The sequence below is a fragment of the Micromonospora tarapacensis genome (assembly GCF_019697375.1).
Lineage (GTDB): Bacteria > Actinomycetota > Actinomycetes > Mycobacteriales > Micromonosporaceae > Micromonospora > Micromonospora tarapacensis.
Window position 1 is genome coordinate 3,931,644 of the sequence record NZ_JAHCDI010000004.1, and the last position, 23,683, is coordinate 3,955,326.

Consider the following 23,683-nt stretch of genomic DNA (forward strand, 5'->3'; position numbering starts at 1 on the left):
CGACACCACCGACACGGCGCGGCTGCCGAGCCTCAGCGGGCGTCGGTGACGACGTGGGCGCAGGCCGCGCAGGCGGCCGGTCCCTGTTCGGCGAACCAGCGGCAGGTCCGCCGGATGGCGCAGCGCGGCAGGTCGACCTCCGGTTCACCGACGGTCTCCGCGTACGAGGCGACGAGGCGTTCGCCGAGCCCGCAGTGCTCACCGGTCCAGAAGCCGCACCGGCTGGTGACGCAGGGACCGGCGAGCCGGTACTGCGCCTGGACCGGGGCGCCCGCCTCTGCCGCCGCGCTGACCGCCACCTCGGCGGGCAACGCCGGAGTGACGTAGGCGACCCGGCCCGCCGGAGTGATCATGCCGAGGAAGACCGTGGCGTTCGCCGCGGGCGTACTCGGGCACATCCGCTCCGGTGGGGCGGGCCGGTCCGGCGGTCCGGTCACTTCTGTAGCCAGAAGCCGATGTCGTTGATCTTCTCGCCGAGGTCCTGGGCGAACGGGCCGTCGATCACCCAGAGGCCGTACCACTCCGGCCTCAGTCGCAGGTTGGCGTGGCCGAGGGCGAGGGGGTTGGTGAGCTTCGTGCCGGCGATCGATAGCGCGGCCAGACCCGCCTTCTGGATCTCACCGGCGATCTGGCTCTGCTGCTCGGATGTGAGGTCGACGCCGTCGACCACGAAGCGGAACTCGTGGCGTGCCATGTCTTTTCCTCCGGTTCGTCAGTACGTGTCGGTCCGCAGTCCGCGCCGCAGGGCCGTCCTGGTGAAGGCCGCCCAGCCGGAGCGGGAAGCGGCGTCGACGTGCCCGGCCAGGTGCCGCCAGGTGGCGACCCGGGCGGTACGCACGCCCCACAGTTGGTGACAGGCCGCGAACGCGAACGCGACCTGTTCGGGTGAGTCGGTGAACCCGGCCTCGCCGTCGACCACCCGCAGCCCGCCGCCGGCCACGACGGTGACCTGCCCGAAGTGGTGGTGCAGGCTGGCCAGGGTGCCTAGGTGGGCGTGGTCGATCCGGCCGGCGAGGAAGGCCTCGACCGGCCGGTCGGCCACCACGACCCGGATGGCGTGCAGGGTGAAGGCGTCACCGGCGGGGTCGGCCTGGCCGGCCACCTCGGTGGGGACACTCCACCCGCGCGGCGAGTTCGCCGACCAGAACGCCAGCCAGGCGCCCAGCCGCTCGTGCAGGTCGGGTTGGAGGGCCGCCGGGACGGCCAGTCGGGCGGTGGCGATCCCGTTGCGGGTGACCGCCGGTAGTGCCGCGCGGGCCGGGCTGGCCGCGCGGGCGGGTGCGGTGGCGACGGGTGCGGTGACGGCGGCGGCCGAGACGACCGCGGTGCCGGCGAGCAGCCCGCGTCGGGACAACGGAGCAGATGGGGATCTCACCCGTCTCACGCTATAGACGGGGACAGATCATCTGAATCGCCGTTCTATCGGGACACCGACATGAATCCCGGTGATCGACGACGGCGTGAATCCGTTCATCCTGCATGCCGTCGCCGCTTGTCAGCGCGCCGGGCGGGCCACCGTGGCCAGGTGGGCCAGGACGGCCTGGTTGGCCTCCCAGCCGTCGGGGAACCTGACCGGCACGTCCAGCTGCGGCGCCTCGGTCGACGGGTGGGCGTCCAGCAGCTCGGCGATGCCGGCGCGGGCCACCACCACGCAGGCCTGCCGGTGCCGGGAGGCGAGCACGCAGAGCCGCCCCGACTCCAGGTGGAAGGCGGTCGCGTCGCGCCGGCCCGACAGCGGATGCAGCACGATCGTCACGTCGTACTCGCGGCCCTGGAGGCGGTTGGCGGTGTCGACGGTGACGTCCGCGCCGGCCTCGCCCAGCTGCGCCCGGATGACCGCGACCTGGTCACGGTGCGCGGCCCCGACGGCGATCCGGTCCGCGGTGACCGGCGCGCCGCCGGGCGCCCGCTCGCAGACCGCGACCGCGCCGCGCCGCAGCACCCTCAGCGCGAGCGCGGCACAGGCGCCGGCAGCCTCGGCATCGGTACGCAGGGCGTGTCGGGCCGGCAGCTCGTGCAGCGCCCACCCGGTGGCGGCGGCCAGCTCGACCGCCCGGTCGACCGTGTCACCGGGCCCGGCCTCGGTCAGTTGCAGCGCCCGGTCGGCGGGCGCGGTGCCGGCGCGGAAGCCGGTGAACGGGTAGAAGGCCCGGGACACGACCGGTGCGGCCGAGGCGGGCAGCCGCCACGACACGGGCAGCCGGTGCACCGGCAGCTGTGGGTTGTGGCGCAGCAGCACCGCCACCGCCGACTGCATCGGATCCCAGGTCAGCCCCGCCCACCGGCCGGTCTCCACGGTGGAGAAGGGGTCGAGCTGCCCCGGATCCCCCACGAACAGGGCCCGCTCGAACCGGCCGGCCACGCGCAGCAGGGCGTCCGAGCGCATCTGGTACGCCTCGTCCACGATCGCCCACGGCCAGCAGCCCTCGGTGACCGTGGCCCACTTGGCGGCCGTACCGATGACCACGGCCGAGGCGGCGAGGTCGGTGACCTTCGCGGCGACCCGGACGTGCCGGTGGGTCGTCACCCGTGGCGACGGCCGGTAGTCCGCGGCGGAGAGCCGACCGACGCGCAGCTCTGGGGCCTTCCCGGCGAGCCGGTCGATCAGGTCGTCAACCTGCTCGTTGGTCTGCGCGATGACCATCAACGGCGCACCGCCACCGGCCAGCTCGACGGCGGCCCGGACGACCAGGGTCGACTTGCCGGCACCGGGCGGCGAGTCGACCACCACCCCCCGGTGGTCACCCGAACGCAGCTCCGCCAGCACGGCGGTGATCACCCGCTCGGCCTCGACCGCCGGCGGCACCGCCAGCTGCGGCGTCAAGCCCATCTCCCCCACCGGCCGCACCCTACCCGCCAGCCGCCTACCCCCGCGCCGCCTCCCGGCCCGCCCGGGATACGGCAGGTCAGGGCCTCCGCCTCGCCGGGGCCCGACCTGCCGCAACCCGACGGCGGTCGGCGCCTCCGCCTCGCCGGGGCCCGACCTGCCGCAACCCGACGGCGGTCGGCATGGGCGGAGGTCAGTGCACGACGACCGGCGTCCTCGGCTGGTCACCCGGCTGGTCGCCGAGCTGGTCGTCCAGCAGGTGCGACCGCTCACGCCGGCGCGGCAGGAACGCGGCCGGGATGAACGTCGCCGCCACCAGCGCGAACGCCACCCAGAAGGTGGTGGCGAAGGAGTTGGCGGCGAAGTCGAGACCCCGCTCGATGAGCGACGGGTCGGGAACCTGCTGCGCCAACTCCGGCCGCTGCTGGGCGGCGATCGCCAGGCCGGCCTCGGTGACCGGCTCGCCGTTCGGGCCGGTCAGGCCGGGGATCGGCCGGGAGCCGTTCAGCTCGTTGGTGAGGATCACCGACATCGTCGCGGCGCCGACGGAGCCGCCGATCTGCTGGAGGATGTTCACCAGCGTGGAACCTCGGGCCACGTCGTGCCCGGTCAGCGTCTTCAACGCCGAGGTCATGATCGGCATCATGGTGCCGCCCATGCCCAGGCCCATCACGAACAGCGCGCCGCAGAGCAGTACGTACGAGGTGTCCGCGTCGAGCTGGGTGAAGGTGAAGAACCCGGCGAGGATGAGCAGCAGCGCGAACGGCACCGTCCGGCCGACCGGCACCTTGTCGGCGAGCATGCCGGCGATCGGCATGGTGACCATGGCGCCGATGCCCTGCGGGGCCATCAGCAGGCCGGCGTGCAGCGTCGACTCGCCGCGCACCTGGAGGAAGTAGCTCGGGAACAGCAGCCCGGCGCCCATGAACGCGATGATGAAGACGAACATGGTCACCGCCGCGACGGTGAGCCTGGGGTTGCGGAACAGCCGCAGGTCGAGCAGCGGGTGCCGGGGCTTGAAGGAGTAGAGGACGAACGCCACCACCAGCGCGGCACCGATCAGCATCGGCACCCACACCTCCGGGTCGGCGAACGTGCCGGCCTCGGGCAGCGTGGAGACGCCGTAGAGGAACAGGGCGAGGCCCGGCGAGAGCATCAGCATGCCGAGGAAGTCGAACGACTCGGACGGCTGGGGACTGTCCGCCGGCAGCGCCAGCTGCGCGTAGACCAGCGCGATGACGCCGATCGGCAGGTTGATCAGGAAGATCCAGTGCCAGCTCGCCACGTCGATCAGCCAGCCGCCGAGGATCGGGCCGCCGATCGGGCCGAGCAGCATCGGGATGCCGAGCACGGCCATCAACCGGCCGATCCGGTTCGGCCCGGCCGCCCGCGTCATGATCGCCATACCGATCGGCATGAGCATGCCGCCGCCGAGGCCCTGCAACACCCGGTAAGTGATCAACTCGCCGATCGTGTCGGCGGTGGCGCACAGGCCCGAGCCGATGGTGAACAGCGCCAGGGCCATCATGTAGAGGCGTTTGGTGCCGAACCGGTCGGCGGCCCACCCGCTGAGCGGGATCACCGTGGCCAGCGCGAGCGTGTAACCCGTCATCGTCCACGCCACCCGGGCGTACGACGCGTCGAACTCGCTCTGGAACGTCGGCAGCGCGACGCTGACCACCGTCACGTCGAGGATCGACATCAGCGCACCGAGCACGACGACGCCGGCCACCTTGAGCACCGCGGCGTCGAGCTTGTCCGATGTCGGGACAGGCTGCGGTGCCGCGACAGATTGCTGTGTCACGAGGTCTCCTGTTGTGGGATCTGACCGAAGGGACGAGCGGTGGTGGCCGACGTGGTGGCCGGTTGCGACCCCGGCGCGACGTGCGAAAAGGGTGAAGCCCGCAGCGCACAGTAGCTCCCGCCACCGACACTTCGCCGCCGGTTTTGCGGCCAGCAGAGCGTTCTGTGAGCACGGCCACGGCGGCTCCCACAGCGCGATGGCGTAACCGGCCGAAAAGCGGGTAGCCGCGGCGAGCGCGGTCGGGACGGTCCGCGCGGCGCGCCGGCACGGTCGAGGGCGGCCGGCACGGTCGAGGGCGGTCGAAGCGGTCCAGGCTAGGGAAGGTGGTGCCAGCGTGGCGAAGTTCCTGGTCACGGCGACCTACACGATCCCGGGGATGGAGGGGCTGGCCAAGGAGGGCGGAACGGCGCGGGCCGAGGTGATCGGGTCCCTCATCGAGAACGCCGGCGGCCAGGTGGAGGCCGTCTACTACGCGCTCGGCCAGGTCGACCTCTACGTGATCTGCGAGGTGCCGGACACCGTGACCGCCGCCGCACTCGGAATCGCCGTGCGGGCGGCGGGCGGCGTGGACACCCGCACCGTTCCGCTGCTGACCGCGGAGGAGATCGACGCGGCGGTCCGGCTACCCATCACCTACCAGCCCCCGGGCCACTGACACGGCCCCTACTCCACCAACCCTGACCGCGGCAGGTCCCCCCGTCGATCATGAAATTGTGGCACTGGATAGAAGGTACATAAGCTCACCATTCGGGAGCCACAGCTCCATGATCGCGGAAGCCGAGGAGGCCGGCGCCCGAACTGGACCGCGATCGAGGCTGTGCGAGACGGTGCCGGCGGGGACCGCGCGGACGTGCAACTCGACGGTGCCGTCGGGGCGCGGCGCATTGGCCGGGCAGTACCAGCGCCGCCGGCCGGGGTGCTGCGGCACGCAGACCGGCACCGCCTGACCGGGTCGGAACGGCAGCCGCCGCCAGGGGCGTACCGTCAGGATCGCGGTGCCCTCGGCGGCCAGGTCGCGGCCGATGACCTCGGCCGGCCAGAACGCCGGCCCGTCGCCCATCCGCCCGGCGGCGGGCACAGCAGCGGCGCAACCGCTGCCAGCGCGGCACCGAGCAGTGGGCCGTGTTCGGGTCGCAGCCGGTACCGGCGGTGGACCCGCCCGAGCACCGCCAGCAGCGCCAACCGCCCGGCCCGGTCACCACCGCCACCGACCAGCCGGGCCAACGCGGCGACGACCAATGCCGCCACCGGCTCCGGCAGCAGCCCCGGGCAGCGCTCCTCCAGGCTGCCCGGAAGCTCGCGGCAACCTGCGTGATCACCGCCTGGTCGCCCGACGCGAGCACCCCGTCCAGGTAGTCGGCGGCCCGCCGCCGCTGCGCCTCCGGCAGCCCCGGCCAGCCGTCCAGCACCGCTCCGCCGGCCGCGAGCCGCCGGGCCAGGTGCGCGGCGAGCCGTTCCAGATCAACCCCGATGAGGTACGCCGACAGCTCCGCGTCCGCCCCGACCAGCCGCAGCCAACGGGTCACCGCCTCGCGGCTCACCGCTGCTCCCCCGTTGGGTGGTCGTAGGTTGCCGACCGGCAGTCGGCGTGAGCGTGGCCCGGCGGCGCGGCCTCGAACCGCCGGGATGCGGCCTGCCGGCAGTCGGCGTGCCGGGACTGCCACTGCCGCAACGCCTGCCGGATCCGCTCGGCCTCGGTGTTGGCGGTCGTCAACTCCCGATGCAGTCTGTCGATCTCGTCGGCTGCCCGGTTCAGGTAGTCATGCACGTGGTGCGGGCCGAGGCCCCGCCAGCGCCGGTCGATGTCAACGGCGCGTATGTGGTGCGCGTGCAGGCGCTCCCCGGTCACGTAGATCATCGCCGCGGTGCCTCCTGCTCGGCGATCAGCGCCTGCACCTGCCGGTCGCTGAGGCCACGCCGGTCCAGCACCCGCCGCCCCCAGCGGTGCAGCCGGCACGGATGCGGCGCACGATCGTTACGGCAGCGCGGCCCCTCGGGCCACTGCTCAGCGGCATGCACGGTCATTGCCTTCACGGCGAAACCGACGTCCTCGGCGGTCACGTACGGCGGCATCGGCAACTCGCCGAGCAGCCCGTCGATCGAATCCATGTCCCTCCCCTGGTCTGGTGTGGCACCGAGGCGGGCGGGGACAGCGCAGCCACGACGGGGGACGCAGTACCGCCGGAGCCCAGCACCCGCCCCGGGCCATGTCCTGCAGAGTTGTGGATCAGTAGGGCGGGCCGTATGACGTGGGCGAAGTAGGCGACATGCACATGTCGTATGCGGTCGGGCTACCGACCGTTGCGGCTCACCCGGTGGTCCCGCCATCGGCGGGCGGCATCAATCAGCGGTCCATGGTGCGGGCCGGGTGCGGACCGTTGCTTGCGTTCCCACAGGCGCACCAGCCCGTCGGCGAAGGCGTGCAGCGCTTCGTCGGAGGCGTGCGCCCATGTCGGGATCTGCGCGGCCCATGCTTCGGCTCCGGCGGGAGGATGGCCAGTGCGGACGAGACGGACCAGCATGAGGGCGGTGTCGATCCACGCCGCACCGCGCGCCGGGCTGGACCAGTCGACGAGTCGCAGTCGGTCGGCGACGAGGAAGTTCCGCGGCGTCACGTCGGTGTGCAGAAGCGTCTCGCCGTTGACCAGGTCGGGAGCGATCAGCCCTCGCCAACGGTCAGCGAAGTGCTGCACCTGGACGGGCGGGCTGGGTGTGAGCAGGCGGCTCTGGATGGCGAGCAGTTCCGCGACCGCAGTCAGATCCGGCGATCCTGGAGCGAGGTCGGGATGCCGGCCGGCAACGTACTCGAAGCCGAGGATCAACCAGCCGTGCGCTTCGACTGTCCAGCGCAGACGGGGAGCCACATCAGGCAGCCAGGGATTGACGCGGGCCTCGTTGCGATAGAGCCAGGCGGTCGGGCCCTCAGTCTCGCCACCCTTGCAGAAGACCCGGCCGGTGTCGGTGTCGACAACGGCGGCCAGGTCGCAGGAAGCACCGGTCGGTACGGAGTAGACCGCATGGACAGCCCCGGTGCGTTGTTCGATCTGCCAGCGTACCTCCCCGGGAAGCTCGTGCCAGTCGCGGCGACGCGGCATCCGGTGGCCTCCCGAGGGCGAACGGTCCCGGGCAGTGTATGCCCGGGACCGCTGGTGGCCTGCCTAGCGAGTCGGGCTGTCGGTGCAGCCAGCGTGGCACTGGGTGCAGTCGGCCACCCGGCCGCCCCACAGCTCATGATCGACAGCGAAGCCGGCGGCGGTGATCGCGGCGACCGTCCGGGAGATCGGAGCGCCGATCGGCTCAGGTCCGGAGGGCGGCTCCTCCGATGTGGACTCCGGCTGGTGGTGGATGAACCGCCCGGCGACGCGCTGGCAGAACTCGGCGTACTCACGGGTGTGCAGGATGAACGTGTGCCAGCCGATGTCGACCATGTCGCTCGGACCGAGGGGTCCGGTGGCGGTGGCGCAGGTCCCGAGGAAGGCGAGCGCCTGATCCAGGATCCTGGCCGGCAGGTCGGGGACCAGTTCGGGGTGGTCGTGGGCGATGCGGGCGGTCAGCTGGGTGAACAGCTCGTCGGAGACGAGCGCTCGGCCGGAACTGACCCGATCGATGGTGAGCATCCTGCTCCTTCCGTTGGTGGTCTCACCGCAGGCTGCGCCCAGATGCCATCGAAGGTCATAACGCTGTAAGCATTGCCGATATACGCGGTGCGTATACCGCGAGCCCAGAAAGGCGTTTGAATGGTTAGGCTCGACGGAGCGCAATGGACAGCCGCGAACGGCGAGGTTGCCGGTGACACCTGCGAACTGCCCCCGCTGCGGGGCACGCCTGGCCCGCGACAACGACAGCGGACGCTGCGCACCCTGCCAGTCCGCCGAACGCGACAGGCTGAGCGCACCGCCGGAGGTGCCGGCGTCGTTCTGGTCGCACCCGCCGCTGCGGGCGGCCCTGGTGGAGCGACACCTCGGACGGGTGATCCGGGCGTACCGACACCACCCGTATCACGGGCGGGCCGCGTTGCCGCAGGCCGTGGTGGCGAGCTGGTTGGGCATCACCCAGGCCCAGCTCAGCCGCGTGGAAAACGGCCCCCCTCTGGTGCACTTGGACCGACTCTCACATTGGGCGGCGCTGCTACGGGTTCCAGAGGTTCAACTGTGGTTCAGCCTGCCCTCGCGAACGCTGACGATGCAGACCGGGCAAATCGCAGCCGAGGTTCCGCCAGACGAGCCTCCTGCGACCGGTGTCCCCGCCGTGGTGCCAACTACCCTGGAGGCGGCTCCCGATGAAGGAGGTGGCACCACGGACCGCCGCCGATTCACCGCGCTTGCCGCCCTAGCTGGTCTCGCGGGCAACAGTCTGCTTGACACATTGGCGAAGGCGGACCGCAACGCTGACGCCATCGGCATGGAGCACATCCGTCTCGCCGGCTCGCTGGTCGAGCGGTTCAGGCAGGCCGACGCCGCGCTTGGGGCCGATGAGTTGTGCGATGTGGCGATGGGTATCCACACCCGCCTCTCTGCCTGGGCAGCGACCTCCCAATACGGTCGCGGGCTCGGCGAAGCCCTCCAATCCGCGCTGGCTGATCTTGCTAACCAAGTTGCCTGGCTGGCAGTCGACGCAGACCGCCGCCACCAAGCACGCCCGTACCTGAACGACGCAATCACCCGTGCCAGGATCGCCGACGATCCGCGCGAGGAGGTTCGTGCGCTGGCCTGCCTGTCCTTGCTGACTCGCGAAGATCACCCCGCCGAGTCACTGCACTGCGCCGAAGCCGCGCTCCGCGCCTCCCGAGGCTGGGCGGCCCCCCGACTGAGGACTTTGTTGCGGCTGCGAGCGGCCCACGCCTACGCACATCTCAACGACGTGGGCGGGTTCAACCGGGAGATGACGAAGGCGCGTCACGAATTCGACCACGGGCTCCACGAGGACGACCTGCCGTTTCTTCAGTTCGTCACCGCCCAGGAGCTGACCGGCATCCAAGGGCTGTCATTCCTCGCTCTCGGCAAGCCAACCCGTGCCGCCGAGTCCTTCAGGGCCATCAGCAGCGGCCCCCACGCCGCGCATCGCCGCAACCAGGTGCACTACACGGTCCGCCTCGCGGAGGCCGAATATCGATCCGGTGATGTCCAGTCAGCCGCGCTGACTGGGCTTCAGGTACTGCCAGCGGTCAAGGGGCTCTGTTCAGGGCGAACCATGCGTCACTTTGCCCAGGTCAAGTCGCACCTCGGTCGTGAACAGTCGAATCCGGCGCGTACGTTCATTGAGGCATACAGCAGGGTGTTCAAGCAATGAACGAACTAGAGATGCGACAGCACGACGCCGTCGCGGCACAAGCCCTGGTCGACGTCTTGGTCCAGGTCTACCTCGACGCCCATGCCGGCGACGGAGCGTTCTACAACGAAGAACGCTACCGACAGCAGCTTGCCGGGCACATGAAGGTTGCTGGCTGGACGTTGCTTACCGCTGAGGTCGACGGACACCTAGTGGGCTATGCGTACGGTTTTCCCCTGTCGCCGAAGACTCGCTGGTGGGAGGGCATCCGGGGCGACGTTCCTCCGGACTTCACCCGCGAGGACGGCCACCGCACTTTCGCCCTGAGCGAGTTGCTCGTACGCCCAGCCTGGCAGCGAAAAGGTATCGCGCGAGCGCTCCACGACAAGCTGGTCGAAAGCCGTCCAGAAAAGCGGCTGACCCTACTCGTCCGCCCCGACAATGCTCGAGCCCAGGAGGCATACCGAGCTTGGGGATGGAAGAAGATGGCGCAGCTCCATCCGGCATGGGAGGGCGCGCCGATCTTCGACGTGCTGATGTGCGCAGAGTTCACCGGCCGTCGCTAGGCCGAGAACTCCGGTACGCCGATCGTTCGTAACCCACGCTGTGACTTGCCCTACGCTAGAACCCGCGAGGATTGCGCCGTGACAGGACGTAACCGCGGTACGAGCAGAGTTCCTGCCACGCCTCTTCATCCACGGCCGAAAAGTTGCGGCCCCTAGCCTGGCAGATTCTCCGCCACCCGCTGCTGCTCGCCAGGTCTTCCGCGTCGATTGAGCCGCTGTTGATCGCACGCACGATCTCGGCATCGGACGCCGAGCTCAAGTTCACCGATTTGCCCCTTCTGCCGCCTTGCCGCTATCCGACCCGGTCCCTGTAAGTCCTCAAGGGACGGCTCACGAGGACCGTGGCCAGCAGTTCCCGAGATCCTTCTACGGATTCCACTAGTGCGCCATAGTTGTTCAAGTCTGGTGGCCAAGCGGGTCGGTCAAGACGATCAGCCAGCGGGCATGATCCTTCATCAGTGCGGCTTCGGCACCTGCCGGTTGAAGCGCGGCTTGAGGGCCAGTATCAGGGCTTCCTTCGTACCCTCCGGGTTGTCGGTCTCCTGCCAGCGGACCTCGCGCTGGCCGAGCCAGCCGGCGATGTCCCGTGCTGTCGCCACCGGTCCCTGCTTGTCGAGGAGCTGGCCGACCTGGTCGTGCAGCACCGACGACTCGCGGTTGCCGGTCAGGTGCTGACGGAGGCGGTTGCGCAGGTTCCCGGTCCGGCCGACGTAGATGACCGCGCCGCCGTCGAGGAGCACGTGCACGCCGGGCGCGCGGAGAGCGTCGGCGGCGGCTTCCATCGTGTACGGCCGGGGCGCCGTGAAGCCGGCCAGCAGGTCGTCGATCAAGGGGTCGGGCATGCCCGGAGGCTACTCCCCCATGGCCCCGTACGGGCCGTCGTGGTCGTTGCGACGTCGGCAGCGGCCGGCGCCTTTGAGCTTGGCGTCTCACCAGATCCGGGTACGCAGGAACTGGCGATCCTCCTCGCTGAGCGTGGTCTCACCGAAGTCAATGGCGGTGACGTGGCCGAGCGACTCTCGGAGTGCGGTGGCGAGGATGACTGTGCCGTCGAAGCTGGTCAGCAGGTGGACAGGTGGATGACCCAGGGGGTGCGGTCATTGCGGACCCCGGCTGTTTGGTGAAAACGGTGCGGTGTGGCGGGACTGCCACTGCCGCAGCGCCTGGCGGATGCGTTCGAACCTCGGTGTTCGCGGTGGCAACTCGCGGTGCAGGCGGTCGAGTTCGTCGGCGACCCGGTTGAGGTAGTCGTTGACCTGGTCCGGGTCGACGCCGCGCCAGCGGGTGTCGAAGGCGGCGCGGACGTGGACGTGGTGTGGGTGCAGGCGTTCGCCGCTCACGTAGATCATCGCTGCGGCGCCTCCTTGTCCGTCGACTGCATGACCCTCCTTTGCGCTGCATGAGGTGGCACCGAGGCGGGCGGGGACGGTCGGTACGACCGCGCTCCGTATCGACCGGAGCCCAGCACCTTCCCGGGTCTGCCTGTTTCACTACCGATGGATCATCGCCGATATCAGGGGCACATTGCTTCGGGCGTGTGGCCGCCCGGCCACAAGCTGCCGTCGACGAAGGCGCCCGCCGAGATGTACGAGGTCGCCAGCCCCGACGACCGTCCGCCAGGCCATCACGATCCTCATCGAGACCGGCGAGCTATACGGCGACCAGGGCTCAGGCAAGGACTCTGTTGGCTAACTCGCTGTGATCTTGGCTTTCCGGCAGAGGCTCTTGAAGGGTGTCCGGGGCCGGGTGGGGGCGGGGTGGTTGTTGCGGTGGGTCCAGTCGGCGATCCGGGCGGCGTTCATGCCGCAGGCGGTGAGGATGTGTTGGACGCGGGTCTTGGGCAGGCCGGTGTAACGGTTGCGGCGTAGGTGGTGGGCGCGGGCTGCTGGGGAGATGGTGCCCTCGATCCCGGCTCGGGTGTTGTAGCGCTGCTGCCAGTCGGGGTCGTTGCGGGCAGCGCGGTTGTCAGTTGGATCTCGGAGAGTTCGCGGCTGGGGATGACGATCTGCCTGCCGGTGGTGGTGCTGGTCGTGCAGTGGGCGCGCATCGGGCATAGGCGGCAGTCGGTGTCGGCGAACGCGATCGCGGTGCCGGGTCCGCTGTTGTGGGCGCGGGGCTTCCACGTGGTGCTGATCTTGCCGGCGGGGCAGATCGCGGTGCGGCGGTCGAAGTCGAGGCGGAAGCTGTCACGGTCGAAGCCTCGACCGGCTCGGGCTTGCCAGGAGGTGTCACGGGCGAGCGGCCCGATGATCTCGGTGCCCTGGAGGGCGGCGCGGGCGACGGCGTCGGCGGTGACGTAGCCCTCGTCCAGGTAGTGCTCGGTCGGGGTGAGGTCGCGGGCTTCCAGGTCGGCGCTGATCGAGGGCAGGGTGGCGTTGTCGGGGTCGGTGGCCGATGTGGTGCGGACCGCGATGATCAGGTGCGGGCCGCTGGTGTCGCAGGTCTCGGTCAGGTGGGCCTTGTAGCCCTGCCAGGTCGTGTCGCGTTTACGGCTCCATCGTGAGTCGAGGTCGAAAGGGGATTCCAGGAAGTCTGCTCCTTCCCGGATCCGCCCGTGTCGCAGCATCCAGGCGCCGTGCTGGTCCAGGACGCATTCCTGGTCCCAGATCTTGCGGAGGGCGTCGATCGCCGGAAGGTTGTTCAGCCATGCCGCATCGGGGTCGGCGTCGATGGCCGCGAGCAGGGCCGCACCGTCGGCGGACACTGCCTGCCCGAACCGGTCGCGGGCCTGTTCGGCGGCGGGTAGATGCGCGGAGTCGATGCGTCGGCTATACCGCTGTTCCCACTCGGGATGGATCCGCGGTGCCAGCCAGCCCGGCGCGACCTGGGTGAGCTGGTTCAACGCGGCCCGGACCGTCTCACCGACGCGTTCCAGCCGACCCAGCATGCTGATCTTGGCCAGGACATGGGTGGAATCGGTACGCGCCTTGCCGCCGCCGCGCAGCAGACCCACGCGTTTGGCCGCGTCCAGCATCAACTCCAGCAGACGTACCGCCCGCTCGTCAACGGCCAGGCGGTCGCGGAACTCCGAGAGCACCGAGTAGTGGAACCCGGTGTCGTCCAACGCCAAGCCCAGCGCGTACTTCCAGTCCATCCGGGTCCGGACCGCGTCGGCGGCATCCCGATCGGTCAGATCCTCCATCGCCTGCAACACGCACACCATCGCCAGCAGGCCCGGCGCCACCGCGCTACGCCCCTCGGCCGCGAACCAGCCGGCGAACTCCTGATCGTCGAAGATCGGCCCGAGCGCGTCACGGACCCGGGTCACCCGGGTACCACCCGGACAAGCCGCCTGAACCACCGCCACCGTCTGCGCTGGGATCTCCACCGACACCCAGGGCCTCATCGACATCCGGGCACCATATTCCATACAGGACATACGACCGCCGCCAAGGTCAAGCAACCACCCGCTACAGCGAGTTAGCCAACAGAGTCCTTGCCTGAGCCCTGGGGTCTCCTCGCCCTCAAGTGTAGGAAGCCGCCGAGGCATTGCTTTGGTTCCAGCGGTGCCTGCGGCTTCTGTCCGAGATGTGGCATCTCGGACAGAAGCCGACATGCCGCCAACTTGGGGCGAAGCCCGGCCAGTCGAGCCCTTGGTCATTGTCGACGAGTTCCACCACGCGGAGGCGCCGACGTACGCCCGGCTGCTGGAGCGGCTACGGCCGCGCGTACTGCTGGGATTGACGGCGACGCCCGACCGCAGTGACGGCGGCGACGTGCGGCGGTGGTTCGATGGTCGCGCCGCCGTTGAGCTGCATCTGTGGGAGGCGCTGGAGCGGCAACTGCTCGCGCCGTTCCAGTATTTCGGGCTGCACGACGATGTCGACCTGTCGCAGCTTCGGTGGAAGCGCGGGCAGGGGTACGACCCGACCGAGCTGGACGGCGTCTACACCGGCAACGACGCGCGGGCACGGATGGTGCTGCGGGCGGTACGGGACAGCGTCGACGTCGACCGGATGCGGGCGCTCGGATTCTGCGTGAGCATCGGGCACGCCGAGTTCATGGCGGACTGGTTCAGCAGGCATGGTGTGCCGTCGGCGGCGGTGACCTCCCGGACGGTGGATCGGCAAGCGCTGCTGAAGGACTTCAAGGACGGCACGCGTCGGGTGCTGTTCACAGTCGACCTGTTCAACGAGGGTGTCGACCTGCCGATGGTCGACACGATCCTGATGCTGCGACCCACCGAGAGCGCCACGATCTTCCTTCAGCAGCTCGGCCGTGGGCTGCGGCTGGACGACGACAAACCGTGCCTGACCGTGCTCGACTTCATCGGCGGGCAGCACGCCAACTTCCGCTTCGACCTCCGCTGGCGCGCTCTGACCGGGGTCAGCCGCCGCGCGATAACCGAAGCGGTACGCGACGACTTCCCGTCCCTGCCGAGCGGCTGCCACATCCAGCTCGACCGGGTGGCCAAGGACATCGTGCTGGCCAACCTGCGCTCAGCGATGCCGACCTCGAAGACCGGGCTGGTGAAGGAGCTGCGGCTGCTCGGGGACGTGAGCCTGGGCGAGTTCCTGCGCGAGGCTGGCGTGGAGATCGAGGACGTCTACCGGTCGGCGAGCTACGGCGGGTGGACCGGGCTGCGGCGGCTCGCCGGGTTGGAAGCCTCGCCGGGTGGGTCGGATGACCGCGAGTTGGGCCGGGCCATCGGGCGGCTGCTGCACCTGGACGATCCGGACCGGCTCGACCTTTTAGCTCGGGTGGCGGCGGGCGAGCGGCCGGCGGCCGGACCGCTGTGGGACATGCTGCACTTCGACCTCTGGGGGCCGAACGCACCGCTCACCGAACGCGAGGAACGGCTGACGCGGCTCTGGGCCGAGCCGGCGCGCTGTGCCGAGCTGCGGCAGGTGGCCGAGGTGCTCCGCGACCGGATACACCGGGTCACGCGGCCGGTCGAAGGGCTGCCGCTGAAGGTGTACGCCCGGTACAGCCGCAACGAGGCGTGCGCCGCCTTCGGCATGCCGAACCCGGGATCGTTGCGGGAAGGGGTGAAGTGGCTACCGGACGCCAAGGCCGACATCTTCTTCGTCACCCTGGTCAAGTCAGCACAGCACTACTCCCCCACCACGATGTACGCCGACCGGGCCGTCACCGACACGCTGTTCCAGTGGGAGTCGCAGAGCACCACGTCGTCAGCGTCAGCCACCGGGCAGCGCTACATCCACCACGTCTCCCGCGGCTCCACCGTCCATCTCTTCGTACGGGAGACCCGGGTGCCGGACCGTGACCTGGGCGCACCTGCCTACCTGTACGCCGGGCCTATGACGCACCAGGAGCACACCGACGACCGTCCGATGCGGATCATGTGGCGGCTACGCCACCCGCTGCCTGCCGACATGTTCGCCGCCGCCCGCGCCATCGCCGCCTGAGCCCTGTGTCGCCATGGAACCGGCACCACTTCTCTCACCAAGGCCTGCATTCGGATGCAGTCCGCAGTGCGGGCAGACATCTACCTCAGGCCAGCCGCTTGGGGTGTGCCGAAGAAGCGGTGCAGCACCTCTGCGGCCTGACGGCCGGTAACGCTGCCCGGCCAGTCCGCGACCCGCAGCCCGGCCGCATAGGCAGCGTTGATGAGTCGCCACATTGCTGCCCGCCGAGGCTGACCGGCATCGCCGAATGCCCGGCCTCGAATTCCGCAAAAGGTGGCCGATCGACTCGTCCCGGCTGATCGATGGCGGCGAAGGGTTGCCTCATCCGGGGCGACGTGGACAGGATACGGAGACGTTCGATCAGCGTGCGCAGATCCACCGGCTCCTGGGTCACCCCTGGCCGGGTGGGTCTTCCACCTATGAGGAGGTTTCGTGGCACGACGCCGCTTCGCGGGGATAGCAGCCAGCGCCATCGTCCTACCGTTACTCTACGTCATCACCCAGCCGGCCACCGCATCGGCCAGCCCGGAGGCCGCAGCGGTGAAGCCCGTTCCGGCACCGGCCAGCGGGCTCGCCAGCGATGTCCGCGAACTCACCCGCAAGGAGTTCACCCTCAACGGTGAGCGGGTCGAGGCGCCCACCCAGTACCAGCCTCGCAGCCAGGCGCGGCAGTCCCAGGCCGCCGAGACGCCGCCGGTCGGCACGGTGCGGCAGTGGCTCGCGCTCGACGACTACAACGGCGTGATCTACTTCAAGGACTACACGCTGCGTGGCGTGGGCGACAACATCGAGGTCTGGGTCGCCAACGACACCGCGTTCCCGGAGGGTGACTGCCGCCGGCAGATCGAGAACTCGACGGTCGTCACGGACCAGCAGGTCGCGCACCTGGTCAACGAGTTCGACACCAACATGTATCCGAAGTCGACGGCCGCGTTCAGCACCCCGCCGGACCGGGACGGCAGCAACGCCTCGATCGCCGGCGACTTCACCGGCGCCGGCAACCGGACGGTCACGCTCGTCGACAACGTCCGGGACGACAACTTCTACGACTTCCCGGCCGCCCCGACCTACATCGCCGGGTTCCACTTCTCGCTCTTCAACGAGCTGCTCGACCGCAACATCATGACGATCGACGCGTTCGACTGGGCGCACCGCACCGGTGCGAACCCGCCGAACGAGCCGACCGACGACCTGTGCACCAGCCGGCCTGCCCGCCCCAGCCTGTACGAGGGCACGTTCATCCACGAGTGGCAGCACCTGGCGCACTACTACACCGACCCATTCGAGACCACCTGGCTCAACGAGGGTCTCTCCGACTTCGCCCAGACGCTCGGCGGCTACGTCGATGCCACGGCCACCGTGGCCGAGCCCGGCGCGGACAGCCACATCTACTGCTTCCAGGGCTTCGGCACGGTGCAGACGGAGTACAACACCAACCCCCGGGACTGCGGCGGCCCGGAGAACTCCATCAACCTCTGGAACGAGGGGAACAATCCGAGCGCGGTCCTTGCCGACTACGGCAACGTCTACGCGTTCAGCCTGTTCCTCTTCGACCGGTACGGCCTGGACTTCATCTCCCGGCTGCACCAGGACGGCGACCTGCAGGGGCTTGCCAGCCTTGAGGCGGCGCTCAAGGACGAGGGCGTCAAGGACATGTACGACGTGATCCACGACTACCAGACGATGAACCTGGTCGACCGGATCGTGGGCAACTCGAAGTTCGGCATCATGCTCGGGGCCGACAAGCGCAAGGTCACCACGGCCAGCCTCGACGCCACGGTCAACCTGGCCAACCCGGCGTCGTACGCGACCGCGGGTGCGGCGCCGAACGGCGCCGACTACATTCCGTTGCAGAAGGCCAACGGCAAGCCGCTGGGCCGGGGCGACCTGCGTTCGATCAAGTTCGCGGGTGCGAAGGCGCTGCCGCCGGTCCCGCTGGCCTGGACGACCGTGACCGACGACCCGGACCAGCCGGGCAACTCGGTGCTCTGGTCCGGCAACGGCAACAGCCTCGACGTCGCCGCCGTCACGCCGGTGACCGTGCCGGCCGCCGACCCGACGCTGACCTTCCTCGCGAAGTACGGCGCCGAGACCGGCTACGACTACGGCTACGTGAGCGTCTCGACCGACGGTGGCGAGAGCTACACCGTCATCCCCGGTGAGGAGACCGTCGCCGGTCCGCTCGGCCCGGCGTTGAACGGCACCACCGAGGGCTTCGAGCCGCACTCGTTCGACCTGTCGGCGTACGCCGGACAGGAGGTGCTGCTCAGCTTCCGCTACGTCAGTGACGGTGGCGTCAACGAGGGTGGCCTGCTCATCGACGACATCGCCGTCGGTGGCACGCTGGTCAGCGACGGGTCGAGCCTCGAACCGTTCGACTCGCCCTCGGAGATCCACCCGACGCCGGTGGCGAACTGGAACGTCCGGTTCGTCGGCATCGACGAGCGGCTCAAGCTGGCCCTGCAATTCGAGGTCGACGGCAAGTCGGGCTTCACCCTCGGGCTGATCCAGACGGCGCTGCTGACCGCCTTCCCCAAGGTGGTCGCCATCGTCGCCTACGACGAGCCCACCGAGCAGGTGACGCAGTACGCGCCGTACACCCTGACGGTGAACAAGGTGGTGCAGCCCGGCGGTGCGCCGCTGAGCTGACCCGGACAGGAACTCCCGGTGTCGCGTCCCGCGGCACCGGGAGTTCTCTGTGTTCCGGGTGAAGGCGCCGGAACCGGCGGCGCAAGCCGGCGGCGGTCCCTAGCCTGGCGGGCAGGGGCATCGTCGAGGGCAGGCACCGGAGGACATCATGACCAACGCGATCGGGGACGCACTCCAGGACGTACGCGAGGTCGAGCTGACCGTGACCGGCCGCCGGACCGGGCGGCAGATCACCCATCCGGTGTGGTTCGTCCAGGAAGACGACAACGTCTTCCTGGTGCCGGTGACCGGCTCGGACAGCCAGTGGTACAAGAACGTCCGGCAGACGCCGATGGTCCAACTGGCCGTTGACGGCACCGCGTTGAGTTCGAGCGCCACGCCCATCACCGAGGCCGATCGGGTCGACCACGTGGTGACGATGTTCCGCGACAAGTACGGCGCCGACCAGATCGCGTCGCTCTACCCGAGACACGACGTCGCCGTCCAGGTCCCCCTCGGCTGACGCTCCGTCGACCGACAGATCTTGGTACGAGACCGCCCCTCAGGGGGCGTGACCGTACCAAGATCTGATCAACGGATGCCGCGGGCCAGGGTGATGGCGGCAGGGTCAGCCTCGCCGCCGGGCCGGCCCTGTCCCGCCTGGCCGACCGGGCCGCCGAGCAGCACTGACCACACTGACCGGGGGCGGGCCGCGGGTCAGCGCCAGACGGTGCGGCGCACGCCGCCGTGCGCCCCGCAGGCCCGGGAGCTGCCGCCGGCGAGGCTGACCTTGCTGTCCTCGCACTGCACCAGGTAGCCGCGCCCCTCCCAGAACCCGGGCACGCAGTCGAAGTGGTCGCACACCTCACGGGCGGGCTCGCGGATCCGCTTCCCGCCGCAGAAGTCGTACCCCATCGGGTTCGTCGGGGCACCGCAGCGTCGCTCCGGCGTCGGGCTGGCCCGCCGCGGCTCCGGTGAACCGGTCGCGCGCGGCGCCTTCGACGCGGTGCTCTTCGACGCGGTGCTCTTCGGCCCGGGGCGGCGGCCGGCGGTGCCGGAGTCGCGGCGACGGCGGTTTCCGAGCTGGTCGGGTCGGACGGGCCGGAGTTGGCCAGCGCGACCGGCACCATCACCGCGAGAGCGGCGGCGACCACCGCGGTCCGCCGGCCGCCGGGTATCAGCGCCAACAGCCGGGCCTGGCCCGGGTGGCGATGCCCGGCCGCGACGGGCGCGACCGGGCGTGCTCGGTGATCAGCTCGTCGAGCTGGGCGATGACCGCCTGGCGCTGCTCGATGGCGTCGGCGAAGGCCAGGGTGAGCACGAACCGGAACTCGGCCGCCGCGTCCGGGCGCAGCAACACCCCGGAGGTGCGCCGCCGGTCCAGCACCTGGATCAGGGTGACGGACGCGTGCGGGTCGTGCGCGAGACCGGTCATCCGGCCGTACGCCCAGTCGCGCCGGCCCCGCCCGCCGAGCAGGACAAGCCGGCGGTTGGTGATCACCGCCATGCCGGCGTCGGTGACCCGCACCCCGTCGGGAAGGCGCTGACCCAGCCGGCCGGCCTCGGCGGCGACGCTCAGGTCGGGGGCGGGCAGCACGGCGGTGTGCCGCACCTCGACCAGTTGCGCTGCCGGCACCACCCGGAGCACGACCTCGTCGGGGGCAAGTTCCAGCGGGAGGCCGTCACCCGCGCCGGCCGTGCCAAGGCACTGCTCGGCCAGCGTACGCAGGCGGCGCAGTTCGTCGTCGCGCCGCCGCCAGCTTCCCTCGGCGCTGCGGAACAACCGCAGCCGGCGCTCGTTCTGCCGGCGCGCCCACCGGTACCGCCATGTCGAACCCGTCGAATCAGTCCTCGCCACGCCGAACTCCTTCGCCGTGAATGCCACCAACCGCAGGCCACCAGATGGGGTGTCACAGTGTTAACGGCTGCGGACACCACCATGGACACGGCCAAGACCGGGCGAATTACCCGATCGGTGGACTAATTAGGGCGATACGGCGGTTTCGCCTGGCTGGCGAGTAGCGCAGCCGCGCCCGCACGCCCACCAATCACGCGCGGGTGATCGCGTTGGCGTGGATCGCCTCGGCGAGATACTCGGCCAGCCCCGGTGCCATCGCCTCGTAGTGCGCGGTGAACCGCTCGTCGGCCAGGTACATGTCGGCCAGACCGGTGTGGATCTCGTACGAGCACTCGTAGAACCAGCGGCTGATCTGCTGCCGGTGCTCCTCGGCCAGTTCCCGGGCCGCCGGGCCGTCCGCCGGCGCTCCGGCGGCCAGCAGCGCGACGACGCGCCGCCCCCAGTCCTCCGTCTCGCCCTTGATCCGCAGCCAGTCCTGCCTGGTGTAGCGCGACGCCCGCCGGTTCGACTCCCGGTATGCGTCGGTGCCGCCCCACCGCTGCTCCGCCTCCTCGGCGTGCGCCTCCGGGTCGAAGTCACCGAACACCTCGAAGCGCTCCTGCGGGGTCAGTCGGATGTCCAACTTACTCGCCTCCATCGCGAACTCGATCGCCGCGACCATCTCCTGCAGGCGCCCGATCCGCGCCGTCAGCAGCTCGTGCTGGCGGCGCAGGTGCGCCCCCGGGTCGCTCGCCGGGTCGTCGAGGATCACGGCGATCTCTTCCAACGGGAACCCCAGCTCGCGGTAGTACCGGATCAGCTGCAACCGCTCCAGGTCCGCCTCGGAGTAGCGGCGGTAGCCCGCCCCGGTACGACCGCTCGGCGTCAGCAACCCGATCTCGTCGTAGTGGTGCAGCGTCCGGACCGTCACGCCGGCGAGCTTCGCCACCTGACCAACCGTGTGGGCCATGGTTCCCCCTTTCCGGAACCACGGTCCCGGCTGCCGTTAGGTGAGGGTCAAGCCCGATTCTGCGACGCCGGACACACCCGGCGGGTCGGAGTTCACCAGCACGCTACGCAGCTCGGCCAGGGTGGTCGGTCGGCCGTAGCGGTAGCCCTGTCCCTGCACGCAGCCGATCGCCGCCACCGCCTCGTGCTGCCGTTCGGTCTCCACCCCCTCGGCCACCACGCCCAGGTCGAACGCGCCGGCCAGCCGGGTCACCATCTCCACCGTCGCGTACGCCCGGGTGTCCTCGGAGATCCGGGCCACGAACGAGCGGTCGATCTTCAACTCGGTCGCCGGGATCCGGTGCAGGTAGCTCAACGACGAGTAGCCGGTGCCGAAGTCGTCGATGGCGATCCGGATGCCCAGCTCCCGCAGCTGCCCCAACCGGTCGAGCACCGCGTCGCTGCCCTCGATCAGGGCCGACTCGGTCAGCTCCAGGGTCAGCGCCCGCGGTGCCAGCCCGGCCCCGGCGGTGGCCTCGGTGACCGTGGCGATCAGGTCGGGACGGCGCAGGTGCGAGGCGGCGATGTTCACCGCCACCGTCGCCGAGGAAACCCGGTCCTGCCAGGTGGCCGCCGCCCGGCACGCCTCGTGGATCACCCACCGGTCGATCGGCAGGATCAGGCCGGTCTCCTCGGCCAGCGGCAGGAACCGTGCCGGGCTGAGCACGCCCAGCCGGGGATGCCGCCACCGCACCAACGCCTCCGCGCTGCGTACCTCGCCGGTGGCCAGGTCCACGATCGGCTGGAACTCCAGGTGCAACTGCTCCTCGTCGACCGCCCGCCGCAGGTCGGCGATCAGCTCCGCCCGGCTCACCGCCGACTCCCGCAGCGCCTGGGTGCACCGCCGGTACGCGGACTTGCCCGCCGCCTTGGCCGCGTACATGGCGATGTCCGCGTCGCGCAGCAGGTCCGTGTGCGAAATGTGCTGCGGGCCGTACTCGGCGATGCCGATGCTGGCCGACGGGTGCACCCCGACCAGTTCCTCACCGGGCGACGGTTGCAGCGCCGCCAGCAACCGCTCGGCCAACCGTTCCGGTGCCGCCGGTCGTCCACCGGTGACCAGCACCGCGAACTCGTCGCCGCCGATCCGGGCGATCATCCCGTCGGTGCCGACCGCCCGGCGCATCCGCCGGGACAGGCCAGACAGCAGCGTGTCGCCGGTGGTGTGCCCGAACCGGTCGTTGACCTGCTTGAAGCCGTCGAGGTCCAGCAGCAGCACGGCGACCCGGTTGGCCCCCCGCAGGGCACCGCGCAGCCGGCGGGTGAACGCCAGCCGGTTGGGCAGCCCGGTGAGCTGGTCGACGTAGGCGAGCTGCCGCAGCCGGGCCACCAGGCGCAGATTCTCGTTCGCCGCCAGCCCCTGCCGCAGCGCCAGCGTCGCCAGCAGCGCCATCATCGCCAGGAAGACCGGCAACGGGGTGTGCCCGCCGGCGTCGCGGGCCAGCATGGTCGCCACGATCGCCCCGCCCACCGGCAGGTAGGGCAACACCACCCGCCACCACGGCGGCAACGGTGCATCCCCCGCCTCCTCGGCGGCGCCGTAGTCGGGCAGCCGGGAGGTCCGGGCAGCCGCGACGATCAGCAGGTAGCTCAACGGCCAGAGCACGTCGATCGGGGTGCCGGGCTGGTAGGTGCCGGCGGCCACCAGCGACACGTACGCCGCGTCGGCCACCGCGCGTACCGTCAGGCTCACCCCGAGCAGCGCCATCGGCCGCCACACCGGGCGGCCCGGGCCGACGACCGCGACCAGAATGGTCAGCTGCATCAGGTCGAACATCGGATAGAGCAGACCGGCGGTGCGCAGCGGCTCGTCGAGGTCCGCCAGGGTGACGTTGCGGAAGATCAACAGCCAGCCGACCGGGATCAACGCCAGCCCGACGATCACCCCGTCGAGCAGGGTCCGGGCGCGGCCCACCGCGGTCCGTGGTGCGGTCGGTGAGCAGAACAGCGCGCCGGTGCCGGTCAGCAGGCTGGCCGTGAAGATCAGCCCGATCGGCAACGTGTGCGGCAGGCCCTCCCCGAGAAGCCGCTGCGCCGTCCACAGTGCCCGCCCAGCCATCGACAACGCCATGGTGGCCGCCAACAGCAACCAGAACCGGCGCACCGCAGCCGGATGCCGGCGGCCCGCCCCGGCGCACGCCACCGCGGCCCAGCCCGCCACGGCAATCGCACCCAAGTCGCTGACCAGAGCCCCGGCGGGCAGCGCCAGCACCAGCCAGAGCGCCTCGACCGCGACGACGACGCCGGCACCGACCAGCCCCACGCGACCGGCCCGGTCCGACCGCGCGGCACCCTGCTCGACGTCCTTTCGCGACACAGCGATCGCTCCGGCTCTCCCTCTTCGTGCACCCTCGCCGGCGAGGACCGGTCCTGGCA

Annotated in this window: 19 protein-coding genes and 4 pseudogenes; 6 read left to right on the forward strand and 17 right to left on the reverse strand. The window is 70.4% G+C overall.

Features of this window, described 5'->3' with window-relative positions:
• Positions 1-32: 32 nt before the first annotated feature.
• The 5 genes from KIF24_RS23795 to KIF24_RS23815 all read right to left on the reverse strand — a co-directional run bounded on the left by KIF24_RS23795 (position 33) and on the right by KIF24_RS23815 (position 4,631).
• Positions 33-437 carry a hypothetical protein gene (locus KIF24_RS23795; protein ID WP_331461258.1) on the reverse strand — a complete coding sequence of 135 codons (405 nt, stop codon included), beginning with the start codon at positions 435-437 and terminating at the stop codon, positions 33-35.
• The gene (locus tag KIF24_RS23800) at positions 434-694 is read right to left on the reverse strand and encodes a hypothetical protein (protein ID WP_221085921.1); all 261 of its coding nucleotides are present in this window, start codon (positions 692-694) and stop codon (positions 434-436) included. The genes KIF24_RS23795 and KIF24_RS23800 overlap by 4 nt, the downstream gene beginning before the upstream one ends.
• Before the next feature lie 18 nt (positions 695-712).
• Positions 713-1,375, reverse strand: coding sequence for a hypothetical protein (locus KIF24_RS23805; protein WP_221085922.1), 663 nt, complete (start codon positions 1,373-1,375; stop codon positions 713-715).
• Between the two features lie 120 nt (positions 1,376-1,495).
• Positions 1,496-2,824, reverse strand: a complete 1,329-nt coding sequence (locus tag KIF24_RS23810) for an AAA domain-containing protein (protein WP_230415860.1) — start codon at positions 2,822-2,824, stop codon at positions 1,496-1,498.
• 196 nt (positions 2,825-3,020) lie between these two features.
• Positions 3,021-4,631: a DHA2 family efflux MFS transporter permease subunit gene (locus tag KIF24_RS23815; protein ID WP_221085923.1), complete on the reverse strand. Its 1,611-nt coding sequence runs from the start codon at positions 4,629-4,631 to the stop codon at positions 3,021-3,023.
• 334 nt (positions 4,632-4,965) lie between these two features.
• Between KIF24_RS23815 and KIF24_RS23820 the strand changes: the two genes are divergently transcribed.
• A complete protein-coding gene (locus KIF24_RS23820; protein WP_221085924.1) occupies positions 4,966-5,286 on the forward strand; it encodes a GYD domain-containing protein in 321 nt (106 codons plus the stop codon).
• Between the two features lie 48 nt (positions 5,287-5,334).
• Here KIF24_RS23820 and KIF24_RS33385 read toward each other — a convergent pair whose 3' ends face one another.
• From KIF24_RS33385 to KIF24_RS23845, 5 genes are all read right to left on the reverse strand, one after another.
• Complete coding sequence (locus tag KIF24_RS33385; protein WP_230415861.1) at positions 5,335-5,691, reverse strand: FAD-binding oxidoreductase; 357 nt, start codon at positions 5,689-5,691, stop codon at positions 5,335-5,337.
• Between the two features lie 477 nt (positions 5,692-6,168).
• Positions 6,169-6,489 carry a cell division protein DivIVA gene (locus tag KIF24_RS23830; RefSeq protein ID WP_230415862.1) on the reverse strand — a complete coding sequence of 107 codons (321 nt, stop codon included), beginning with the start codon at positions 6,487-6,489 and terminating at the stop codon, positions 6,169-6,171.
• Positions 6,486-6,740: a hypothetical protein gene (locus tag KIF24_RS23835; protein ID WP_221085925.1), complete on the reverse strand. Its 255-nt coding sequence runs from the start codon at positions 6,738-6,740 to the stop codon at positions 6,486-6,488. Before KIF24_RS23835 ends, KIF24_RS23830 begins: the two co-directional genes overlap by 4 nt.
• A 182-nt stretch (positions 6,741-6,922) precedes the next feature.
• On the reverse strand, positions 6,923-7,726 hold the full coding sequence (locus tag KIF24_RS23840) for a protein kinase family protein (RefSeq protein WP_221085926.1): 804 nt from the start codon (positions 7,724-7,726) through the stop codon (positions 6,923-6,925).
• Positions 7,727-7,789: 63 nt separating this feature from the next.
• A complete protein-coding gene (locus KIF24_RS23845) occupies positions 7,790-8,248 on the reverse strand; it encodes a glycine-rich domain-containing protein (protein WP_221085927.1) in 459 nt (152 codons plus the stop codon).
• A gap of 172 nt (positions 8,249-8,420) precedes the next feature.
• Here KIF24_RS23845 and KIF24_RS33390 point away from each other — a divergent pair, with 172 nt between their 5' ends.
• Together KIF24_RS33390 and KIF24_RS23855 are read left to right on the forward strand one after the other, a co-directional pair.
• On the forward strand, positions 8,421-9,920 hold the full coding sequence (locus KIF24_RS33390) for a helix-turn-helix domain-containing protein (protein WP_331461259.1): 1,500 nt from the start codon (positions 8,421-8,423) through the stop codon (positions 9,918-9,920).
• The gene (locus KIF24_RS23855; protein WP_221085928.1) at positions 9,917-10,465 is read left to right on the forward strand and encodes a GNAT family N-acetyltransferase; all 549 of its coding nucleotides are present in this window, start codon (positions 9,917-9,919) and stop codon (positions 10,463-10,465) included. Before KIF24_RS33390 ends, KIF24_RS23855 begins: the two co-directional genes overlap by 4 nt.
• Before the next feature lie 455 nt (positions 10,466-10,920).
• On the opposite strand, the gene KIF24_RS23860 is transcribed toward KIF24_RS23855, so the two are convergent.
• From KIF24_RS23860 to KIF24_RS23875, 4 genes and pseudogenes are all read right to left on the reverse strand, one after another.
• Positions 10,921-11,307, reverse strand: a complete 387-nt coding sequence (locus KIF24_RS23860; RefSeq protein WP_221085929.1) for a GIY-YIG nuclease family protein — start codon at positions 11,305-11,307, stop codon at positions 10,921-10,923.
• A gap of 24 nt (positions 11,308-11,331) precedes the next feature.
• A pseudogene (locus KIF24_RS35185) lies at positions 11,332-11,546 on the reverse strand (hypothetical protein); the annotation flags it as partial.
• Between the two features lie 16 nt (positions 11,547-11,562).
• Positions 11,563-11,814 carry a DivIVA domain-containing protein gene (locus tag KIF24_RS23870; protein ID WP_221085930.1) on the reverse strand — a complete coding sequence of 84 codons (252 nt, stop codon included), beginning with the start codon at positions 11,812-11,814 and terminating at the stop codon, positions 11,563-11,565.
• Positions 11,815-12,153: 339 nt separating this feature from the next.
• Positions 12,154-14,066: pseudogene (locus KIF24_RS23875) on the reverse strand (IS1182 family transposase).
• Between KIF24_RS23875 and KIF24_RS23880 the strand changes: the two are divergent.
• From KIF24_RS23880 to KIF24_RS23890, 3 genes and pseudogenes are all read left to right on the forward strand, one after another.
• A pseudogene (locus tag KIF24_RS23880) lies at positions 14,059-15,834 on the forward strand (DUF3427 domain-containing protein); the annotation flags it as partial. The pseudogenes KIF24_RS23875 and KIF24_RS23880 overlap by 8 nt on opposite strands.
• 432 nt (positions 15,835-16,266) lie before the next feature.
• Positions 16,267-18,483, forward strand: a complete 2,217-nt coding sequence (locus tag KIF24_RS34725; RefSeq protein WP_331461260.1) for a peptidase M6 immune inhibitor A — start codon at positions 16,267-16,269, stop codon at positions 18,481-18,483.
• Between the two features lie 148 nt (positions 18,484-18,631).
• Complete coding sequence (locus KIF24_RS23890; protein ID WP_221085932.1) at positions 18,632-18,985, forward strand: nitroreductase/quinone reductase family protein; 354 nt, start codon at positions 18,632-18,634, stop codon at positions 18,983-18,985.
• Between the two features lie 194 nt (positions 18,986-19,179).
• Here KIF24_RS23890 and KIF24_RS23895 read toward each other — a convergent pair.
• From KIF24_RS23895 to KIF24_RS23905, 3 genes and pseudogenes are all read right to left on the reverse strand, one after another.
• Positions 19,180-20,320: pseudogene (locus tag KIF24_RS23895) on the reverse strand (hypothetical protein).
• Positions 20,321-20,510: 190 nt separating this feature from the next.
• The gene (locus KIF24_RS23900) at positions 20,511-21,269 is read right to left on the reverse strand and encodes a MerR family transcriptional regulator (RefSeq protein ID WP_221085933.1); all 759 of its coding nucleotides are present in this window, start codon (positions 21,267-21,269) and stop codon (positions 20,511-20,513) included.
• Positions 21,270-21,305: 36 nt separating this feature from the next.
• A complete protein-coding gene (locus KIF24_RS23905) occupies positions 21,306-23,624 on the reverse strand; it encodes a putative bifunctional diguanylate cyclase/phosphodiesterase (RefSeq protein WP_221085934.1) in 2,319 nt (772 codons plus the stop codon).
• Positions 23,625-23,683: the final 59 nt, after the last annotated feature.

Bases quoted from the DNA above. Each gene is read 5' to 3' on its own strand.
- KIF24_RS23900 (WP_221085933.1), bottom strand. From the start codon at position 21,269: ATGGCCCACACGGTTGGTCAGGTGGCGAAGCTCGCCGGCGTGACGGTC.
- KIF24_RS23870 (WP_221085930.1), bottom strand. From the start codon at position 11,814: ATGATCTACGTGAGCGGCGAACGCCTGCACCCACACCACGTCCACGTC.
- KIF24_RS23845 (WP_221085927.1), bottom strand. From the start codon at position 8,248: ATGCTCACCATCGATCGGGTCAGTTCCGGCCGAGCGCTCGTCTCCGAC.
- KIF24_RS23835 (WP_221085925.1), bottom strand. From the start codon at position 6,740: ATGGATTCGATCGACGGGCTGCTCGGCGAGTTGCCGATGCCGCCGTAC.
- KIF24_RS33385 (WP_230415861.1), bottom strand. From the start codon at position 5,691: ATGGGCGACGGGCCGGCGTTCTGGCCGGCCGAGGTCATCGGCCGCGAC.
- KIF24_RS23890 (WP_221085932.1), top strand. From the start codon at position 18,632: ATGACCAACGCGATCGGGGACGCACTCCAGGACGTACGCGAGGTCGAG.
- KIF24_RS23855 (WP_221085928.1), top strand. From the start codon at position 9,917: ATGAACGAACTAGAGATGCGACAGCACGACGCCGTCGCGGCACAAGCC.
- KIF24_RS23840 (WP_221085926.1), bottom strand. From the start codon at position 7,726: ATGCCGCGTCGCCGCGACTGGCACGAGCTTCCCGGGGAGGTACGCTGG.
- KIF24_RS23830 (WP_230415862.1), bottom strand. From the start codon at position 6,489: ATGATCTACGTGACCGGGGAGCGCCTGCACGCGCACCACATACGCGCC.
- KIF24_RS23800 (WP_221085921.1), bottom strand. From the start codon at position 694: ATGGCACGCCACGAGTTCCGCTTCGTGGTCGACGGCGTCGACCTCACA.
- KIF24_RS23860 (WP_221085929.1), bottom strand. From the start codon at position 11,307: ATGCCCGACCCCTTGATCGACGACCTGCTGGCCGGCTTCACGGCGCCC.